Annotated in this window: 16 protein-coding genes; 12 read left to right on the top strand and 4 right to left on the bottom strand. The window is 68.1% G+C overall.

Annotated features, from left to right (window positions below; all coding sequences use genetic code 11):
• Position 1: 1 nt before the first annotated feature.
• Positions 2-814 (top strand): orotidine-5'-phosphate decarboxylase, encoded by an 813-nt coding sequence (gene pyrF / locus TX88_RS16360; protein ID WP_044518188.1) that lies wholly within the window; start codon positions 2-4, stop codon positions 812-814.
• A 174-nt stretch (positions 815-988) separates the two neighbouring features.
• Here the strand turns inward: pyrF and TX88_RS35145 are convergent, their stop codons facing one another.
• A complete protein-coding gene (locus TX88_RS35145) occupies positions 989-1,546 on the bottom strand; it encodes a hypothetical protein (RefSeq protein WP_244438436.1) in 558 nt (185 codons plus the stop codon).
• 500 nt (positions 1,547-2,046) lie between these two features.
• Between TX88_RS35145 and mihF the strand changes: the two genes are divergently transcribed.
• The 6 genes from mihF (at position 2,047) to TX88_RS16395 (ending at position 6,608) form a co-directional block, all read left to right on the top strand.
• Entirely contained in the window at positions 2,047-2,361 is a 315-nt protein-coding gene (gene mihF, locus TX88_RS16370) for an integration host factor, actinobacterial type (protein WP_003880790.1), read from the top strand.
• Positions 2,362-2,372: 11 nt separating this feature from the next.
• Positions 2,373-2,966: a guanylate kinase gene (gene gmk, locus TX88_RS16375; RefSeq protein WP_044518191.1), complete on the top strand. Its 594-nt coding sequence runs from the start codon at positions 2,373-2,375 to the stop codon at positions 2,964-2,966.
• A 94-nt stretch (positions 2,967-3,060) separates the two neighbouring features.
• Positions 3,061-3,381, top strand: coding sequence for a DNA-directed RNA polymerase subunit omega (gene rpoZ, locus TX88_RS16380; RefSeq protein WP_044518192.1), 321 nt, complete (start codon positions 3,061-3,063; stop codon positions 3,379-3,381).
• 18 nt (positions 3,382-3,399) lie between these two features.
• Complete coding sequence (gene coaBC / locus TX88_RS16385; protein ID WP_044518194.1) at positions 3,400-4,647, top strand: bifunctional phosphopantothenoylcysteine decarboxylase/phosphopantothenate--cysteine ligase CoaBC; 1,248 nt, start codon at positions 3,400-3,402, stop codon at positions 4,645-4,647.
• A gap of 144 nt (positions 4,648-4,791) precedes the next feature.
• Complete coding sequence (gene metK, locus TX88_RS16390) at positions 4,792-5,991, top strand: methionine adenosyltransferase (RefSeq protein WP_044518196.1); 1,200 nt, start codon at positions 4,792-4,794, stop codon at positions 5,989-5,991.
• A 188-nt stretch (positions 5,992-6,179) separates the two neighbouring features.
• Complete coding sequence (locus tag TX88_RS16395) at positions 6,180-6,608, top strand: hypothetical protein (protein ID WP_044518197.1); 429 nt, start codon at positions 6,180-6,182, stop codon at positions 6,606-6,608.
• A gap of 12 nt (positions 6,609-6,620) precedes the next feature.
• On the opposite strand, the gene TX88_RS16400 is transcribed toward TX88_RS16395, so the two are convergent.
• A complete protein-coding gene (locus TX88_RS16400) occupies positions 6,621-8,093 on the bottom strand; it encodes a flavin-containing monooxygenase (protein WP_044518199.1) in 1,473 nt (490 codons plus the stop codon).
• Positions 8,093-9,472, bottom strand: a complete 1,380-nt coding sequence (locus TX88_RS16405; protein ID WP_044518201.1) for a cytochrome P450 — start codon at positions 9,470-9,472, stop codon at positions 8,093-8,095. Before TX88_RS16405 ends, TX88_RS16400 begins: the two co-directional genes overlap by 1 nt.
• An 88-nt stretch (positions 9,473-9,560) precedes the next feature.
• On the opposite strand from TX88_RS16405, the gene TX88_RS16410 reads away from it, so the two are divergent.
• The 3 genes from TX88_RS16410 (at position 9,561) to TX88_RS16420 (ending at position 12,327) form a co-directional block, all read left to right on the top strand.
• On the top strand, positions 9,561-10,613 hold the full coding sequence (locus TX88_RS16410) for an AraC family transcriptional regulator (protein WP_044518202.1): 1,053 nt from the start codon (positions 9,561-9,563) through the stop codon (positions 10,611-10,613).
• 74 nt (positions 10,614-10,687) lie between these two features.
• On the top strand, positions 10,688-11,767 hold the full coding sequence (locus tag TX88_RS16415) for a catalase family peroxidase (RefSeq protein WP_110917958.1): 1,080 nt from the start codon (positions 10,688-10,690) through the stop codon (positions 11,765-11,767).
• Positions 11,764-12,327, top strand: coding sequence for a cytochrome b (locus TX88_RS16420; protein ID WP_044518204.1), 564 nt, complete (start codon positions 11,764-11,766; stop codon positions 12,325-12,327). The genes TX88_RS16415 and TX88_RS16420 overlap by 4 nt, the downstream gene beginning before the upstream one ends.
• A gap of 6 nt (positions 12,328-12,333) precedes the next feature.
• Here TX88_RS16420 and TX88_RS16425 read toward each other — a convergent pair whose 3' ends face one another.
• Complete coding sequence (locus TX88_RS16425) at positions 12,334-13,278, bottom strand: alpha/beta hydrolase (RefSeq protein WP_044518206.1); 945 nt, start codon at positions 13,276-13,278, stop codon at positions 12,334-12,336.
• Between TX88_RS16425 and TX88_RS16430 the strand changes: the two genes are divergently transcribed.
• Together TX88_RS16430 and TX88_RS16435 are read left to right on the top strand one after the other, a co-directional pair.
• On the top strand, positions 13,241-13,999 hold the full coding sequence (locus TX88_RS16430; protein WP_084622013.1) for a lysoplasmalogenase: 759 nt from the start codon (positions 13,241-13,243) through the stop codon (positions 13,997-13,999). The genes TX88_RS16425 and TX88_RS16430 overlap by 38 nt on opposite strands.
• Positions 13,996-15,996, top strand: a complete 2,001-nt coding sequence (locus tag TX88_RS16435; RefSeq protein WP_044518207.1) for a primosomal protein N' — start codon at positions 13,996-13,998, stop codon at positions 15,994-15,996. Before TX88_RS16430 ends, TX88_RS16435 begins: the two co-directional genes overlap by 4 nt.
• Positions 15,997-16,029 lie beyond the last annotated feature (33 nt).

Genomic DNA, 16,029 nt, shown 5'->3' on the forward strand with positions numbered 1-16,029 from the left:
GATGGAGGCTTTCGGGCAACGGCTGGCCGACGCGGTGTCGGAGCGGGGGCCGCTGTGTCCCGGCATCGACCCCCATCCCGAGCTGCTTCGGGCTTGGGGTCTGTCCGCCGATGCCGACGGTCTGGCCGCGTTCAGCGACATCTGCGTGACGGCGTTCGCCGGCTTCGCCATGGTCAAGCCGCAGGTGGCGTTTTTCGAGGCCTACGGCTCAGCGGGTTTCGCCGTGCTGGAGCGCACGATGGCCGCCTTGCGCGAGGCCGGCGTGCTGGTGCTGGCCGATGCCAAGCGTGGAGACATCGGCTCGACCATGGCCGCCTATGCCGTGGCGTGGGCCGGTGACTCGCCGCTGGCGGCCGACGCGGTGACCGCGTCGCCGTATCTCGGCTTCGGTTCGCTGCAGCCGCTGCTGGACACCGCCGCGGCCCATGGCCGGGGAGTGTTCGTGCTCGCGGCGACCTCCAATCCGGAGGGAGCGAGTGTGCAGCGCGCCATGGCCGGGTCACGCACCGTCGCGCAGTCCGTCGTCGACGATGTGGCCGCCGTGAATCGAGCCGCCGGTGGGGCGACCGGCTCGGTCGGCGTGGTGGTCGGCGCGACCGTGACCGAACTGCCCGATCTCAGCGCGCTGGGCGGACCGGTGTTGGTTCCCGGGGTCGGGGCCCAGGGCGGGCGCGCCGACGCGCTGAGGGGGTTCGGTGGGGCGCGATTGGTGCTGCCCACCGTGTCGCGCGAGGTGCTGCGGGCGGGCCCGGCGGTGGCCGATCTGCGTGCGGCAGCCGAGCGCCTGCGCGACGAAGTCGCCTATCTCGCCTGACCGCGCGCCCCGTCGCGTGGGCCGGTTTGTTTGTGTCCCAAGCCGTTTTCCACACCTGGGCCGTGATCGCCGCGGTGTCGCGACCCAGGCGTGGAAAACAATGACCGACACGAGAAGCGGTCGAGCACAATCAGATTGACTGGTTGCCCGTCAGACCTGTTGCGGCGCAGGCCGTCACAGCGGGATCCAGATGCCGAAGAACCAGAAACCCCACGCGTTGTAGCCCGGATCGAAAATGGGTGTCACCCAGCTGCCGTTGTAATTGAACGGCTGGTGGTCGAACCGGCCCTGGTCCATGCCGCGCCAGGACAGGTCCGGGGGTGGCGGGCCCCAATGCCGGCCATGGTCGTCCGGTCCACCCGGGCCTCGGTCACCCGGCCATCCGGGTCCACCGGGTCCACCGGGTCCACCGGGGCCGCCCGGGCCGCCGGTCCAGCCGGGCCCATCGTGGCCTCCTGGGCCGCCGGGACGGTCCGGTCCACCGGGCCCGCCTGGTCCACCCGGCCCGCCGGGGTGTTCGGGCCCTCCTGGGCCTCCTGGGCCGCCCGGATGATCTGGCCCACCGGGGCCACCTGGCCCTCCTGGGCCACCCGGTCCTCCGGGTCCCTGGCAGTTGCCGAAGCCGCACGGCGGTCCGGGTTGGGCGTTGGCCACGCCGGCTCCGGCCGCCAAAGTGGCGGTTCCGAGCGCTATCGCGAGGGCAGAAGCGCAGGTCAAGCGCTTGATGTTCATGTCCAGCTTCCCTTCGGGGGTTCATTAATTCCCGACCTGTGAAGGCTATTTAGCCAAGCTGTGTAATCGCTATGTGGCAATTAGGTGGGTGCTGGGCGTCGTGAAATGCATCCGCTTGACGTGCGCGTAACCCGTTCCGACACGCCCGACACGCCGTGACCAGCGAAAAGTTTTTCCAATACCCCTCGGTAACCAGGTCCGGTGGCGTCGGAACCGGTGCGAGACGCCTGAGTAGTTAGCTGTCGATCGCTCGAAAACCATTGACTTGCAGGAATATCCGGCCCGATGGGGTGTCGGGGACGATGCCGGACGGCGTTTTCGGGGGGAAACCGGGTGTCGCCCGCGCGCACTACACGCTGGGCTTTTAACGCCGTAACCAGGGGGTGGCGTTCGCTTTCGTCAGCCAGCGTGGGTAGGTTCGTCGTCGCTGGCTGGTTTGCACTCCAGCCGTAAAAAACAAGAGATGGCCGAAGAAGAATCGCCAGGAGACGGAGGAACCCGTGGCCCTTCCCCAGTTGACCGACGAACAGCGCGCGGCAGCGTTGGAGAAGGCTGCTGCCGCACGTCGAGCGCGAGCCGAGCTCAAGGATCGACTCAAGCGCGGCGGCACCAACCTCAAGCAGGTGCTCACCGACGCCGAGACCGATGAGGTCTTGGGCAAGATGAAGGTCTCCGCGCTGCTGGAGGCCCTGCCCAAGGTCGGCAAGGTCAAGGCGCAGGAAATCATGACCGAGCTGGAGATCGCCCCGACCCGCCGTCTGCGCGGCCTCGGTGATCGTCAGCGCAAGGCCCTCCTGGAGAAGTTCGACCAGTAGAGGCTTCCGCATTGAGCGCTGGTAGAGGGGCCGGACAACACCCAGCAACGGCTCCGGTCGTGGTGTTGTCCGGTCCCTCCGCCGTCGGGAAGTCCACCGTGGTCCGCTGTCTGCGGGAGCGGCTTCCCGACCTGTATTTCTCTGTCTCCGTCACGACCAGGGCTCCCCGCCCCGGCGAGGTTGACGGAGTCGACTACACATTCGTGTCCGCTGAACGGTTCCAGCAGCTGATCGACGACGGTGAGCTGCTCGAATGGGCCGACATTCACGGCGGATTGCACCGCTCGGGAACGCCGGCCCAGCCTGTGCGGGACGCCACCCGGGCCGGACGCCCGGTGCTGATCGAGGTTGATCTGGCCGGCGCGCGAGCCGTCAAGCAGGCCATGCCCGAGGTGGTATCGGTGTTCCTGGCACCGCCGAGCTGGGACGAACTCGTCAGCCGATTGTCGGGCCGGGGAACCGAGTCGCCCGAGGTGATGGCCAGGCGATTGGAGACGGCGCGGGCCGAAATGGCCGCCAAATCCGACTTTGACCAGGTCGTGGTAAACCGCCAGTTGGAAACTGCGTGTGCTGAATTGGTATCCTTGCTGGTGGACAGTCGATGACTCATCGTGGCGGGACCGACGCGATCGGATCCGCGAGCCACCAGCACGCTGTTCGCAAAATGCATTTTCGCCATAACCGCCAGGAGACTTTTTAGTGAGCACCCCGCACGCCGATGCGCAGCTGGCCGCTGCGGACGACATCGATTCGTCCGCCGCCAGCGCCTACGACACTCCGCTGGGCATCACCAACCCGCCCATCGACGAGTTGCTGGACCGCGCGTCGAGCAAGTACGCGCTGGTGATCTACGCCGCCAAGCGTGCGCGTCAGATCAACGATTACTACAACCAGCTGGGCGACGGCATCCTTGAGTACGTCGGCCCGCTGGTCGAGCCGGGTCTGCAGGAGAAGCCGCTGTCGATCGCGATGCGGGAGATCCACGAGGACCTGCTCGAGCACACCGAGGGCGGCGAGTAGCCAGGCCAGGGCCGGCACGTGAACGCGGGTAAGCGAATCGTCGTCGGCGTGGCCGGCGGCATTGCCGCCTACAAGGCGTGCACCCTGGTCCGTCAACTCACCGAGGCCGGCCATTCGGTGCGCGTGCTGCCCACCGAGTCGGCGCTGCGCTTCGTCGGAGCCGCCACGTTCGAAGCCCTGTCGGGCAATCCCGTGCACACCGGTGTCTTCACGGACGTGCACGAGGTGCCGCATGTGCGGATCGGCCAAGAAGCCGATCTTGTCGTCGTCGCACCCGCCACCGCCGATCTGCTGGCCCGCGCGGTCGCAGGCCGCGCTGACGACCTGCTGACCGCCACGCTGCTCACGGCGCGATGTCCCGTGTTGTTCGCCCCGGCGATGCATACCGAGATGTGGTTCCACCCGGCCACCGTCGACAACGTGGCCACGCTGCGCCGTCGGGGTGCGGTGGTGCTGGAACCCGCGTCCGGGCGGCTCACGGGAGCCGACAGCGGCGCGGGACGGCTACCTGAGGCCGAAGAGATCGCCACCTTCGCACAGCTCCTGCTGGAGCGGGGCGATGCCCTGCCGTACGACCTGGCCGGGGTCAAGGCGCTGGTGACCGCAGGCGGCACCCGTGAACCGCTCGATCCGGTGCGGTTCATCGGCAACCGAAGTTCCGGCAAGCAGGGATATGCCGTGGCCAGGGTCCTGGCCCAACGCGGCGCGGACGTGACACTGGTCGCGGGCAATACCGCAGGTCTGGTCGATCCGGCCGGCGTCAATGTCGTGCACATCGGTTCGGCAGCGCTGTTGCGCGATGCGGTGTCCAAGTACGCCCCCGAATCCAACGTGCTGGTGATGGCCGCGGCCGTCGCCGACTTCCGACCTGCCCAGGTGGCTACCGCCAAGATCAAAAAGGGCGGGGCATCCGAACCCAGCTCCATCGACCTCGTCCGCAACGACGACGTGCTCGCCGGGGCGGTCCGGGCCCGTACTGAAGGGCAGTTGCCGAATATGCAGGCCATCGTCGGTTTCGCCGCCGAGACCGGCGACGCCAATGGCGATGTGTTGTTCCATGCGAGGGCCAAACTCCAGCGCAAGGGGTGTGACCTGCTTGTGGTCAACGCGGTGGGGGAGAACCGGGCGTTCGAGGTCGACAACAACGACGGTTGGTTGCTGAGTGCCGACGGCGCCGAGGTCGCACTTGAGCACGGTTCGAAGACACTGATGGCCACCCGTATCGTGGACGCGATCGCGGCGTTTCGGGGCAAGCAAGACGGGTGATCCGACGTACGCATCAAGGTGCGGATAAGGGTTGCGCAATCGCGCCCCACGCGCTTGGGTGCAACAGGGCATAGATATTATTCGCCTAACTAAGTAGTTTTGAGACTGAGAACTTTTTCAGATCGGCAAGGAAGGAAGCAGACCGTGAGCCAAGGTCGCCTGTTTACCAGTGAGTCGGTAACCGAAGGACACCCCGACAAGATCTGTGATGCGATCAGCGACTCGGTGCTCGACGCGCTGCTGGAGCAGGATCCCAAGTCGCGGGTCGCGGTGGAGACGCTCGTCACCACCGGTCAGGTGCACGTCGCCGGTGAGGTCACCACCTCCGCCTACGCCGACATTCCGAAGATCGTCCGTGACCGCATCCTGGAGATCGGCTACGACTCCTCGACCAAGGGTTTCGACGGCGCGTCCTGCGGCGTGAACATCGCCATCGGCGCACAGTCGCCCGACATCGCCCAGGGCGTGGACACCGCCCACGAGGCACGCGTGGAGGGCGCCGCTGATCCGCTGGACTCCCAGGGCGCCGGCGACCAGGGCCTGATGTTCGGATACGCCATCGGCGACACCCCAGAGTTGATGCCGCTGCCCATCGCGCTGGCCCACCGGCTGTCGCGCCGGCTGACCGAGGTCCGCAAGAACGGCGTGCTCGATTACCTGCGCCCGGACGGCAAGACGCAGGTCACCATCCAGTACGACGGCCGGACGCCGGTGCGGTTGGACACCGTGGTGCTGTCCACCCAGCACGCGGACGGGATCGACCTGGAGGGCACCCTGACCCCGGACATCCGGGAGAAGGTCGTCAACACCGTGCTGGCCGACCTCAACCACGACACCCTCGACACCTCCGATTTCCGCCTCCTGGTCAACCCGACCGGCAAGTTCGTGCTCGGCGGGCCGATGGGTGATGCCGGTCTGACCGGCCGCAAGATCATCGTCGACACCTACGGTGGCTGGGCCCGCCACGGTGGCGGCGCCTTCTCCGGCAAGGATCCGTCAAAGGTGGACCGTTCGGCCGCGTACGCGATGCGCTGGGTGGCCAAGAACGTCGTCGCCGCCGGGCTGGCGGAACGCGTCGAGGTCCAGGTCGCCTACGCGATCGGCAAGGCCGCCCCGGTCGGCCTGTTCGTCGAGACCTTCGGCACCGAGACCGTCGACCCGGCCCGCATCGAGAAGGCCATCAGCAGCGTGTTCGATCTGCGCCCCGGCGCGATCATCCGCGACCTGGACCTGTTGCGGCCGATCTACGCCCAGACGGCGGCCTACGGCCACTTCGGGCGTACCGACATCGAGTTGCCCTGGGAGCAGCTGAACAAGGTCGACGACCTGAAGGCATCCGTCTGACCTGTCCTGCGCGAGCAGACGCCAAAGCCCCCGACACGTCACGTGTTCGGGGGCTTTCGCGTCTGCCCAAGTTCTTTGCTGTGTGATCGGCCCACAGCATGAACACAGATGCAGCCCAGTGCTTTCCCATCGATGTTGATCAGGATGTTCCGGTTGCTCTACTGACCCAACCGGAAGGATTTTCTGCGATGACGATCGACTCTCGGCCGGCAGCGGCACGACGCCGACGGGCCGCGCTCGCTCTCGGGACGGCTGCGCTGGCGGCCTCGTTCGCGGTGGCGTGCGGCTCGCACGGCTCCGGCCCGGAGAAGACCACCACGACCACCACGACGCCGACAACGACCGCGACCACCGCCGCGAGCGACAACAGTGGATCGTCGGGCGGCGGAAGTGCGGGTGGTGGCGGTGGAGGCGGCCACCATCACGAGGGTGGCCAGCAGCAGGCGCCGGTGACCGATACCGTCACGCAGACCGACACCGCTACCGCCACTGCGACGCAAACCGAGACGCAGACGCAGACGTCCACGCAGACCGTGCAGCAGCGGCCGGGCGGACAGAACCAATACGGCGGGCAGAACCAGTACGGCGGGCAGAACCAGCAGCCCGGCCGTCACTGACGCCGTGGGTGGCTACGAGGTGAACGCGTAGTCGTCCAGGTCGAAGCTGCGGCTGCGCCAATACGCCTCGAATGTGGTGGCGGGCCGCAGCGGCACGTCCCCGTTGCGATCGAAGTAGTAGCTGTTGGCCAGGCTGCAGCTGTCCTGCCAGAAGATCTGGCGGTGACGCTTGCGCATCATCTCGGCGAAGTACCGGTCGTTGGCCTCCTGGCGGACCTCGACGCGGCGGGCCGTCCGGCGGTCGGCCTGCTCGATGCACCGCACCAGGTGACGCGTCTGGGCCTCGATCATCGCGAAGTAGGACGACCCGACGTAGCCGTAAGGGCCCATCACGGAGAAGAAGTTCGCGAAACCGGGAACACTGACACCTTCGTAGGCCTGCATCCGGTGCTGCTTCCAGAACTCGCTCAGCGACTGCTCGCCCGACCCCACGATGTCGAATGTCAGTGCGTCGACGTCCATCACCTTGAAGCCGGTGGCCAGGATCAGCACGTCGACGTCATGGCTCTCACCGTCGGCGGTCGCGACACCGGATCCCGTGATCTTGTCGATCGGTTCGGTGACCAGCCGTACGTTGTCCCGGTTGAATGTGGCCAAATAGGTGTTGTGGAAGCCGGGTCGCTTACATCCCACCGCGTACCGCGGTGTGAGCTTGTCGCGTACCTCCGGGTCACGCACCTGCTGGCGTAGGTACGCCCGGCCGGCTCCACCGGCCCGCTTGGCGAACGGGTTGATCGTGAAGTACTGCGCGGCGAGCGGGAACGTGAACTCCACGTACGCCTGGCTGATCAGGCGGTGCAGCGTCCGCCCGCCGGGCAGTCGCAGCGCCCAGCGTGCGACCGGCGGGATCGGCACATCGAACTTCGGGAAGCACCAGATCGGGGTGCGCTGAAACACGGTGAGTTGTTTGACCTTCGGGGCGATTTCGGGGATCACCTGGACCGCTGATGCGCCCGTGCCGATGATCGCCACCCGCTTGCCCGTCAAATCCAGGGCGTGATCCCAGCGGGCGGTGTGCACGGTGACCCCGGCGAAGGAGTCCACGCCGTCGATCTCGGGCAGCTTCGGGACGGTCAGCACCCCGCTGGCGTTGACCAGGAACCGAGCCGTCAGTGTCTCGCCCGAGTCGAGGTCCAGCCGCCACAGGTTCTCCTCGTCATCGAAGACCGCGCGGGCGACGGTGGTGTTGAACCGGATCCGGGGCCGCAGACCGTACTTGTCAACGCAGTTGTCGGCGTAGGCGCGCAACTCATTGCCCGGGGCGTAGGTGCGTGACCACACCCGCGACTGCTCGAACGAGAACTGATAGGAGAACGACGGGATATCCACGGCCACACCGGGGTAGGTGTTCCAGAACCAGGTTCCACCGGCTCCGTCCCCGGCCTCCAGGATCAGATAGTCGTGCAGCCCCGCCTTGTCCAACGCGATGGCGGCGCCGATGCCGGAGAATCCGGCGCCGACGATGAGGGTGTGAAAGTCGGGCATCAGGCCACCTCCCGGCTGCGTCCGGTCATGTGAACGCCGTGTTTGGGTCGCAACGTCAACGTAGCCTCCAACTCCACCGAGTGATCAGGATTGAGGTCGAATACGAACCGCCGGCTCATGATCGCGGCGATCAGCGCCATCTCCATCAGCGCGAAACTCTGTCCGATGCAGATGCGGCGCCCGCCGCCGAAGGGGAGATAGGCCGAGCGGGGACGGCTCTTGGGCGCATCGCCAAGAAAACGGCTCGGGTCGAAGGTTTCCGGATCGGGCCACCATCGGCTGTCGTGGTGGATCTGGTGAATCGGGATGATCACCGTGGTGCCGGGGCGGATGTGGTGGCCGTCGATGGCGTCGGGCTCGACGGCCTCGCGCGCCACGATCCACACCGCGGAGTAGTACCGCTGCGACTCCTGAAGGCACGCGGTCGTCCACGGCAGCCGGGTCAGGTCCGCAGCGGTGGGACGACGCGCCCCGATCGCGTCATCGACCTCGGCCAGCATCCGGTCCCGGGCTTCGGGATGGCGTGCCATCAGGAACCAGAACCACGCCATCGCATTGGCGGTCGTCTCGTGCCCCGCGAGCATGAACGTCAGCGCCTCGTCCCGGACACGCCGGCGGGGCCAGGTTCCATCGTCGGCGCCGAACAGCACGTTGAGCAGGTCGGCTGATTCCGTGGGATGGGCGAGACGCTCGTCGAGGACGGTGTTCACCGCGGTGTCCAGAGCAAGGGCGATCCGCTGGCCTTCGCGAAGCGGTGGGGGCAGCGGGATCCCGGAGAACGTGCTGGTCGCGATGGCGTCGTAGACCGGGCGGGGGAGCAGGCCCAGGAGCCCGAGTCTGGCCAGCAGTTCGGTGCGTCGGAGTCCACGCGTCGTGAGGTCCCGCATGCTGTGCACGATCGGGCCGAAATCCTGGCTGAACAGCGCGTTGGAGACCACCCGCAGGGTCGTTTCCACCATCGCCGCGTGCATGTCGAACTGCACGCCGTCGCCCTGTTCGGTGAGCTCGTCCGTCGCCCGTTCGATCGGGTCGATCATCAGGTCGACGATCGTATTGAGGTGACGGCGCGCGAAAGTCGGATTCAGTGCCGTGCGGTGACCGGCCCAGGAGTCGCCCTCGTCGGTCAGCAGGTTGATCCCCGCCGCGGCACGGATCGGTTCGTACTCGTTGGATTTGACGTAGCGAAGGCGCGCCTGGTGTAGCACGTGGTCGACATAGTCAGGGTGCGTGATCGATACGAAACGCCTTCCGGCGCAGCGGAACCGGGTGATGTCCCGGCCCTGGGTCCGGGCCAGGAAGCCTCCGTCGGTGCTGAATCCGACGGTGATGGCCTCGCGGGTCATGGTCCACGTGCTCAGTCGTGCCGCCGGCGCCGCCATGAATCCAGCGTATGAGTGACAAGACCGACGAGGAATGGGACTATCGGACACAGAGTTGGGATTTTGGGACAGCGGCTGGAGGCGGACCATGGCCAGGTCGGGATCGATCTCGCGATCAACATGGTCGGCCGACGTGTGCCATCCGATCCATGCCACCCGGGTGCTGTGCGAAGTGGCCGTGGAGCGCGGCGTCAGCGCTGCGCAGGTCCTGGCCGGAACCGGTGTGACGCCAGCGGATCTCGATGACCCCGATGGTGTGATCAGTGCCCACGACGAGATCCTGGCGGTCCGCCACCTGCAGGCCCGCCTTCCCGATGAACCAGGACTGGGCATCGATGTCGGTGGCCGGTCGGCCCTGACGCACATGGGGCTGTTCGGGTTCGCCGTCATGTCCTGTGCCACCCTGCGCGAACTCTTCAGCATCGGGATACGGTATTTCGCCCTGACCACCCTGCAGATCGATCTGCAACTGTTCGAGGGTGCCGACGACTGCGTACTGGAACTCAACGCCGGCCATCTGCCCCGCGACGTCCAGCGCTTCTTCGTCGAACGGGACATCGCCGGAATGATCGCCACCACAACCAGTTTCGCGTATCCGGTGGTGGCGCAGTACTCCGACCAGATCTCTGCCGAGGTGTCGATCGACGAACAGGTGCTGCAGCCGCTGCTGACGTTGATGCCCTTACCGAACGTGACATTCGGCCGTGCCCACTCTCGGCTGCACTTTCCCCGCGCCATGCTCGACGAGCCGCTGCCGCAAGCTGATCCCTACACCCTCGATCTGTGCATCGCCCAGTGCGATGCGCTGATGCAGCGCTACGAGCAACGTCGCGGTATCACTGCGGTGGTGCGCAGCAAGCTTTTTCGCGATACCGGCGGGTTTCCGGCCCTGCCCGAGGTGGCAGCCGAGCTCGACATGCATCCGCGCACATTGCGGCGCCGGCTCGCCGACGAGGGCACGTCATTCCGTGCGTTGGTGAACGAGGCACGCTCGGCGCTCGCGCGCGACCTGCTCTGCAATGTCGGGCTGACCGTCGACGAGGTATCGCGGCGCCTCGGCTACACCGAGACCTCGACGTTCTGCCATGCGTTCAAACGCTGGCACGGAGTGCCGCCCAGCACGTTCTCACAGACACGCTAGCCATTTGAACTGCGGCGAGCGGCTCCTCGTTCCACACTAGGCCGAGGGTGGCGCGGGAAAGGGGCACGATCACGATGGAATCCGATGACGTTCCGGCGCTCAACCGCAGGAGAGCACTACTCGGTCTGGCCGCGGTCGGGGGTGTCGCGGCGGTCGGTGTCGGCGGTCTCGCCGAGGCGGCAGGCTGGCTGCGGCCCGGTGCGCTGACTCCGGCGGATTTCGCCGACCGCTTCGAACAGATCAACGGCCGGCACGACGGATTCCGGCGCAACCACGCCAAAGGCCTGGCCGCGACCGGAACATTCACCAGCACGGGTGCCGGCGCCGAGGTGAGTCGCGCGGCGGTGTTCAAGCCCGGCGCAGTCCCCGTCGTGGGCAGGTTCTCGCTGTCGGGCGGGCTGCCCGATCAACCCGACAAGCCGGACACCGTGCGGGGATTGGGCCTGATGTTCCGGCTTCCCGACGGGGAGCAGTGGCGCATCGCGATGGTGAACGTCCCGGTGTTCACCGACAACACCCCGCAGGGCTTCTACGACCGGATGCTCGCGTCACGCCCACAGCCGCAGACCGGCAAACCGGATCCGCAGGCGATGGCGGATTTCCTGGCCGCCCATCCGGAAACCGCGGCGGCGATGAAGATCATCAAGCAGAGTCCGCCGAGCGCCGGTTTCGCCGACAGCACCTACCGCGGGCTCCATGCCTTCCGCGCCACCGGCGACCAAGGCCAGACGACGTTCGTCCGGTGGGCAGCCGTGCCCGTGCAACCCGTCGAGCCCGCCGAACCACCGGACGGTAACGACAGGAACCGCCTCTTCGACGCGCTGATCGAGACGGCGGCACAGGGGCCCATCCGCTGGAAGCTGGTCCTCACCCTGGCCGATCCGAGTGATCCCACCAACGACCCGACACTGCCGTGGCCGGTGAACCGTCCGACGATCGAGGCAGGCACCATCACGATCGAAGCCCTCCACACCGAGGCCCCCGGCAACGCCCGCGACATCAACTTCGACCCGCTGGTGCTGCCTGACGGTCTGACCGCCTCCGACGATCCGGTGCTCAGGGCGCGATCGGCGGTCTATGCCCGTTCGTTCAACCGCAGGGCTCGAGAACCCAAGTCGCCCAGCGCAGTCGTCGTCCCCGGGGGTGAGCAATGACCACCGAGACGAAACCGTCGACCGCCCGCTTCAACCTGCCGGCCAGGCTGCTGCACTGGTCGATGGCCGTGATGGTGATCGCGCAGTTCTTCATCGGGGTCACGATGATCGCCGCGCTCAGTTACTACCCGCTGCTGCTGGCGATCCACCGGCCACTGGGCATCGCGATCCTGTTGTTCGCGATCGTGCGGCTCGTCAACCGGCTCACCCATCGGCTGCCGCCGTTCCTGGCCACGATGGGGCCGGTGGAACGGCGGGTCGCCAGCTACTCCGAATACCTGCTGTACGCACTGCTTTTGGTGCAGCCCCTGATCGGGTGGGCCATGCTCTCGGCCGCGCAGTCACCGGTCGTGATGGTGGGGGCGGTGGACCTGCCGGCGATCGCCCCGCACAACATCACCTTGTACGCCACGTTGCGCACGGCGCACACCGTGGCCGCCTACCTGTTGTTCGCGACGTTCACCGCGCACATCTGCGCGGTGCTGTTTCACACCGTGGGACTACGGGACGGCATCCTGCATCGAATGTCGTTGTGGCCCAGCAGGAACAACAGGGGTTAGCGGCGCTCAGCCATGCAGCGCATCCCGCAGCGCGGCGATCGCCTTGTCGAACGATTCGGTGGTGGCGGGCACCACGCCGACATATCCGAGGTAGCCGTGCACCAGGGTCTCGGCATTGTCCAGCTGCACCGGAACGCCTGCGGCAGCGAGCAATTCGGAGTAGCGGATGCCGTCGTCACGCAATGGGTCGTGGCCGGCCACCGCCACGTAGGCCGGTGCGAGGCCGGACAGATCGGCCGCCCGGGCCGGCACCAGCGTGGCCGGTGGATCGGACAGATCCACGTGACCGGCGTACCAACGGGAGAACCCTGTGACGGCGTCGAGCCCCAGGATCGGTGCCTTGGCGTTCTCGGTGAACGACGGCAGGCTGGTGTCCCACGTGGTGGCCGGGTACCAGAGCAGCTGGAAGCGCAGGGGAGTGCCGGCATCACGCGCCAGCAGCGCCACGACCGCGCTGAGGTTGCCGCCCGCCGAGTCGCCGGCCACGGCCATCCGGTCCGCGTCGACACCCAGCTCTGCGCCGTTGGCCGCCACCCACTGCGTCACGGCCCACACGTCGTCGACCGCGGCGGGGTACGGGTGCTCGGGGGCCAGTCGGTAGTCCACCGACACCACCACCGCGTCGGCGCCCACGGCGTGCTGGCGGGCGGTGCCGTCGTAGCTGTCCAGGTCGCCCAGCGCCCAGCCGCCGCCGTGGATGAACACGATGACCGGCAACGTCGCGCCGTCGGCGGTCGGCGGCCGGTACACGCGGACCGGGATCGGGCCGGCCGGTCCGGGAACCTCACGGTCCTCGGTCTTCACGTCGGGATGGACCGGCATCCGCGGAATCTCACTGAACTGGCGACGGGCCTCGTCGACACCGATGTCGGTCGATAGTTGGAACGGCACTGCCTCCAGTACCTTTTGCAGGATGGCATCGACAGCTGGTTTCTCGTCAGCAACGGACATCCCGCCACCGTACGCACACCGCCGGACGGTGTGGCTGTGGGGCGCCGCCGCGGTCGTCGGCGCGGCGTACGGGGTGTTTCTGCTCGTGGTGGCCCTGCGCTTGCCGGCCGGTGCCGATCTCACCGGCCAGTTCTTCGCCCAGCCCGCGGTCAAGGCGCTGCCTGCCCTGCTGCTGGCGGCGGCCGCGTGGGCACATCCGATCGTGCGGGAACGCCGCTGGCTGGTCGGTGCGCTGGTGTTCTCCGCGCTCGGCGACTTCCTGCTCGCCATCCCGTGGTGGCAGCCGTCCTTTGTGCTCGGGCTGGCCGCATTCCTGGTCGCGCACTTGTGCTTCCTCGGCGCCCTGCTGCCCCTGGTGCGGCGCTCGACGCCGCGCCTTATCGCCGTCGCAGTCACGATCCTCGCCTGCCTGGCGTTGCTGACCTGGTTCTGGCCCCGGCTCGTCGAACAGGGGATGGCCGTTCCGGTGGTCGCCTACATCGGCGTGCTCGGAGCCATGGTGTGCACGGCGCTGCTGGCCCGGCTGCCCACCCCGTGGACCGCGGCCGGGGCGGTGTGTTTCGCGGTGTCGGACTCCATGATCGGCATCAGTCAGTTCGTGCGCGGCGATCAGTTGCTCGCCGTTCCGATCTGGTGGGCGTACGCGACGTCGCTGCTGCTGATCACGGCGGGCATGTTCTTCGGCCGGGCGTCAGACAAGTCTGCTAAAGCTGTGAAGTGACGATCACCCGCCGCGCCGCCGAGCATGAGCCCATCGCGCGGGTGCTTCCCCTACTCACCGTTCCGCACCTGGACCGGGAGTTCGACTATCTGGTGTCGGAGGAGCAATCCGACGACGCCCAGCCCGGCGTGCGGGTCCGGGTGCGTTTCAACGGCAGGCTGGTCGATGCGTATCTGCTGGAGCGGCGGTCCGACACCGACCACACCGGCAAGCTGGGCTGGCTCGATCGGGTGGTCTCGCCCGAGCCGGTGCTCACCGCGGAGGTCCGGCGGCTCGTCGACGCCGTCGCGGCGCGCTACGCGGGAACCCGCGCGGACGTGCTGCGCCTGGCGGTGCCACCGCGCCACGCCAGGGCCGAGAAGCAGACTCCCGCCGAGCCGGAGCCGGTCGCGGCCGTCCCGGTCGATACCAGCGCCTGGGCCCGCTACGGCCGTGGCGAACAGTTCCTGACCGCAATCAGTGAAGGCCGCGCGGCGCGGGCCGTGTGGCAGGCACTGCCCGGCGAGAACTGGGCACACCGGCTGGCCGAGGCGGCCGCCGTGGCGGTCAACGCGGGACTGGGTGTGGTGGCCGTGGTGCCGGATCAGCGCGATGTGGATGCGCTGTATGCCGCGGCGATCGAACAGGTGCCCGCGTCGCGGGTGGTCGCGTTGTCGGCCGGGCTCGGCCCGTCGGCCCGGTACCGCCGCTGGCTGGCGGCGCTGCGGGGACAGGCCCAGGTGGTGATCGGCACCCGCAGTGCGGTGTTCGCCCCGGTGACCAACCTCGGGTTGGTCCTGGTGTGGGACGACGGCGACGACAACCTAGCCGAGCCGCGCGCGCCGTACCCCCATGCCCGCGAGGTCGCCATGCTGCGGGCACATCAGCTGCGCTGCGCCGCGATCATCGGCGGCTATGCACGGACCGCCGAGGCACAGGCCCTGGTGCGCACCCGCTGGGCGCACGACGTGGTGGCGGCCCGGCCCGTGGTCCGCGCCGCCGCACCTCGGGTGGTCGCGCTGGAAGACAGCGGGTATGCCCAGGAACGCGACCCGGCCGCCCACACCGCCCGGCTGCCGTCCATGGCGCTGCAGGCGGCCCGTTCGGCGCTGCAGGCCGAACATCCGGTGCTCATCCAGGTTCCGCGCCGCGGCTATGTGCCTGCGCTGGCCTGCGCGCGCTGTCGCGCCGTGACCCGCTGCAGGCACTGCACCGGCCCGCTGGCCCTGCCGGACGGCGGGAGCGCAGCTGCCGAATGTCGGTGGTGCGGCCGGGCTGAACCCGCATTACGTTGTGCGCGTTGCGGTTCGGATGCGGTGCGGGCGGTCGTGGTGGGAGCGCGCCGTACCGCGGAGGAGTTGGGCCGGGCGTTTCCCGGCACCTCCGTGATCACCTCGGGTGGCGACGCGGTGCTCGGTACGGTGGGGGCCGGACCTGCCCTGGTGGTCAGCACACCCGGTGCGGAGCCGATCGCCGACGGCGGGTACGGCGCGGCCCTGCTGCTCGACGCATGGGCGCTGTTGGGCCGGCAGGATCTGCGTGCGGCCGAGGACACCCTGCGCCGATGGATGGCCGCCGCTGCCCTGGTTCGGCCGCGCGCCGACGGCGGGGTGGTGGCCGTGGTGGCGGAGTCGGCGATCTTCACCGTGCAGGCACTGATCCGGTGGGATCCGGTGGGGCATGCCGACGCCGAGCTCGACGGGCGCGGCGAGGTCGGACTGCCACCCGCCGTGCACATGGCGGCCATCGACGGGACGACGACAGCGGTCGAAGCACTACTCGAAACCGCGCAACTGCCCGATATCGCGGAAATCCTCGGGCCGGTGGAACTGCCCGTCGGCGCACGCCGGCCACCGGGCCTGGACGCCGACGCCGAGGTGAGCCGGATGCTGGTCCGGGTGCCCCGCGACGGAGGCCTGGAGTTGGCGGCGGCGCTCCGCAAGGCCACCGCGGTGCTCAGCGCGCGCAAGGATCAGCAACCGTGTCGTATCCAAATCGACCCTCTGCACATCGGGTAAGGCGGATACTTCTCCCGTTGTCGGTGAGTGCCG

It is taken from the genome of Mycolicibacterium septicum DSM 44393 (assembly GCF_000455325.1).
GTDB classification, from domain to species: Bacteria; Actinomycetota; Actinomycetes; order Mycobacteriales; family Mycobacteriaceae; genus Mycobacterium; species Mycobacterium septicum.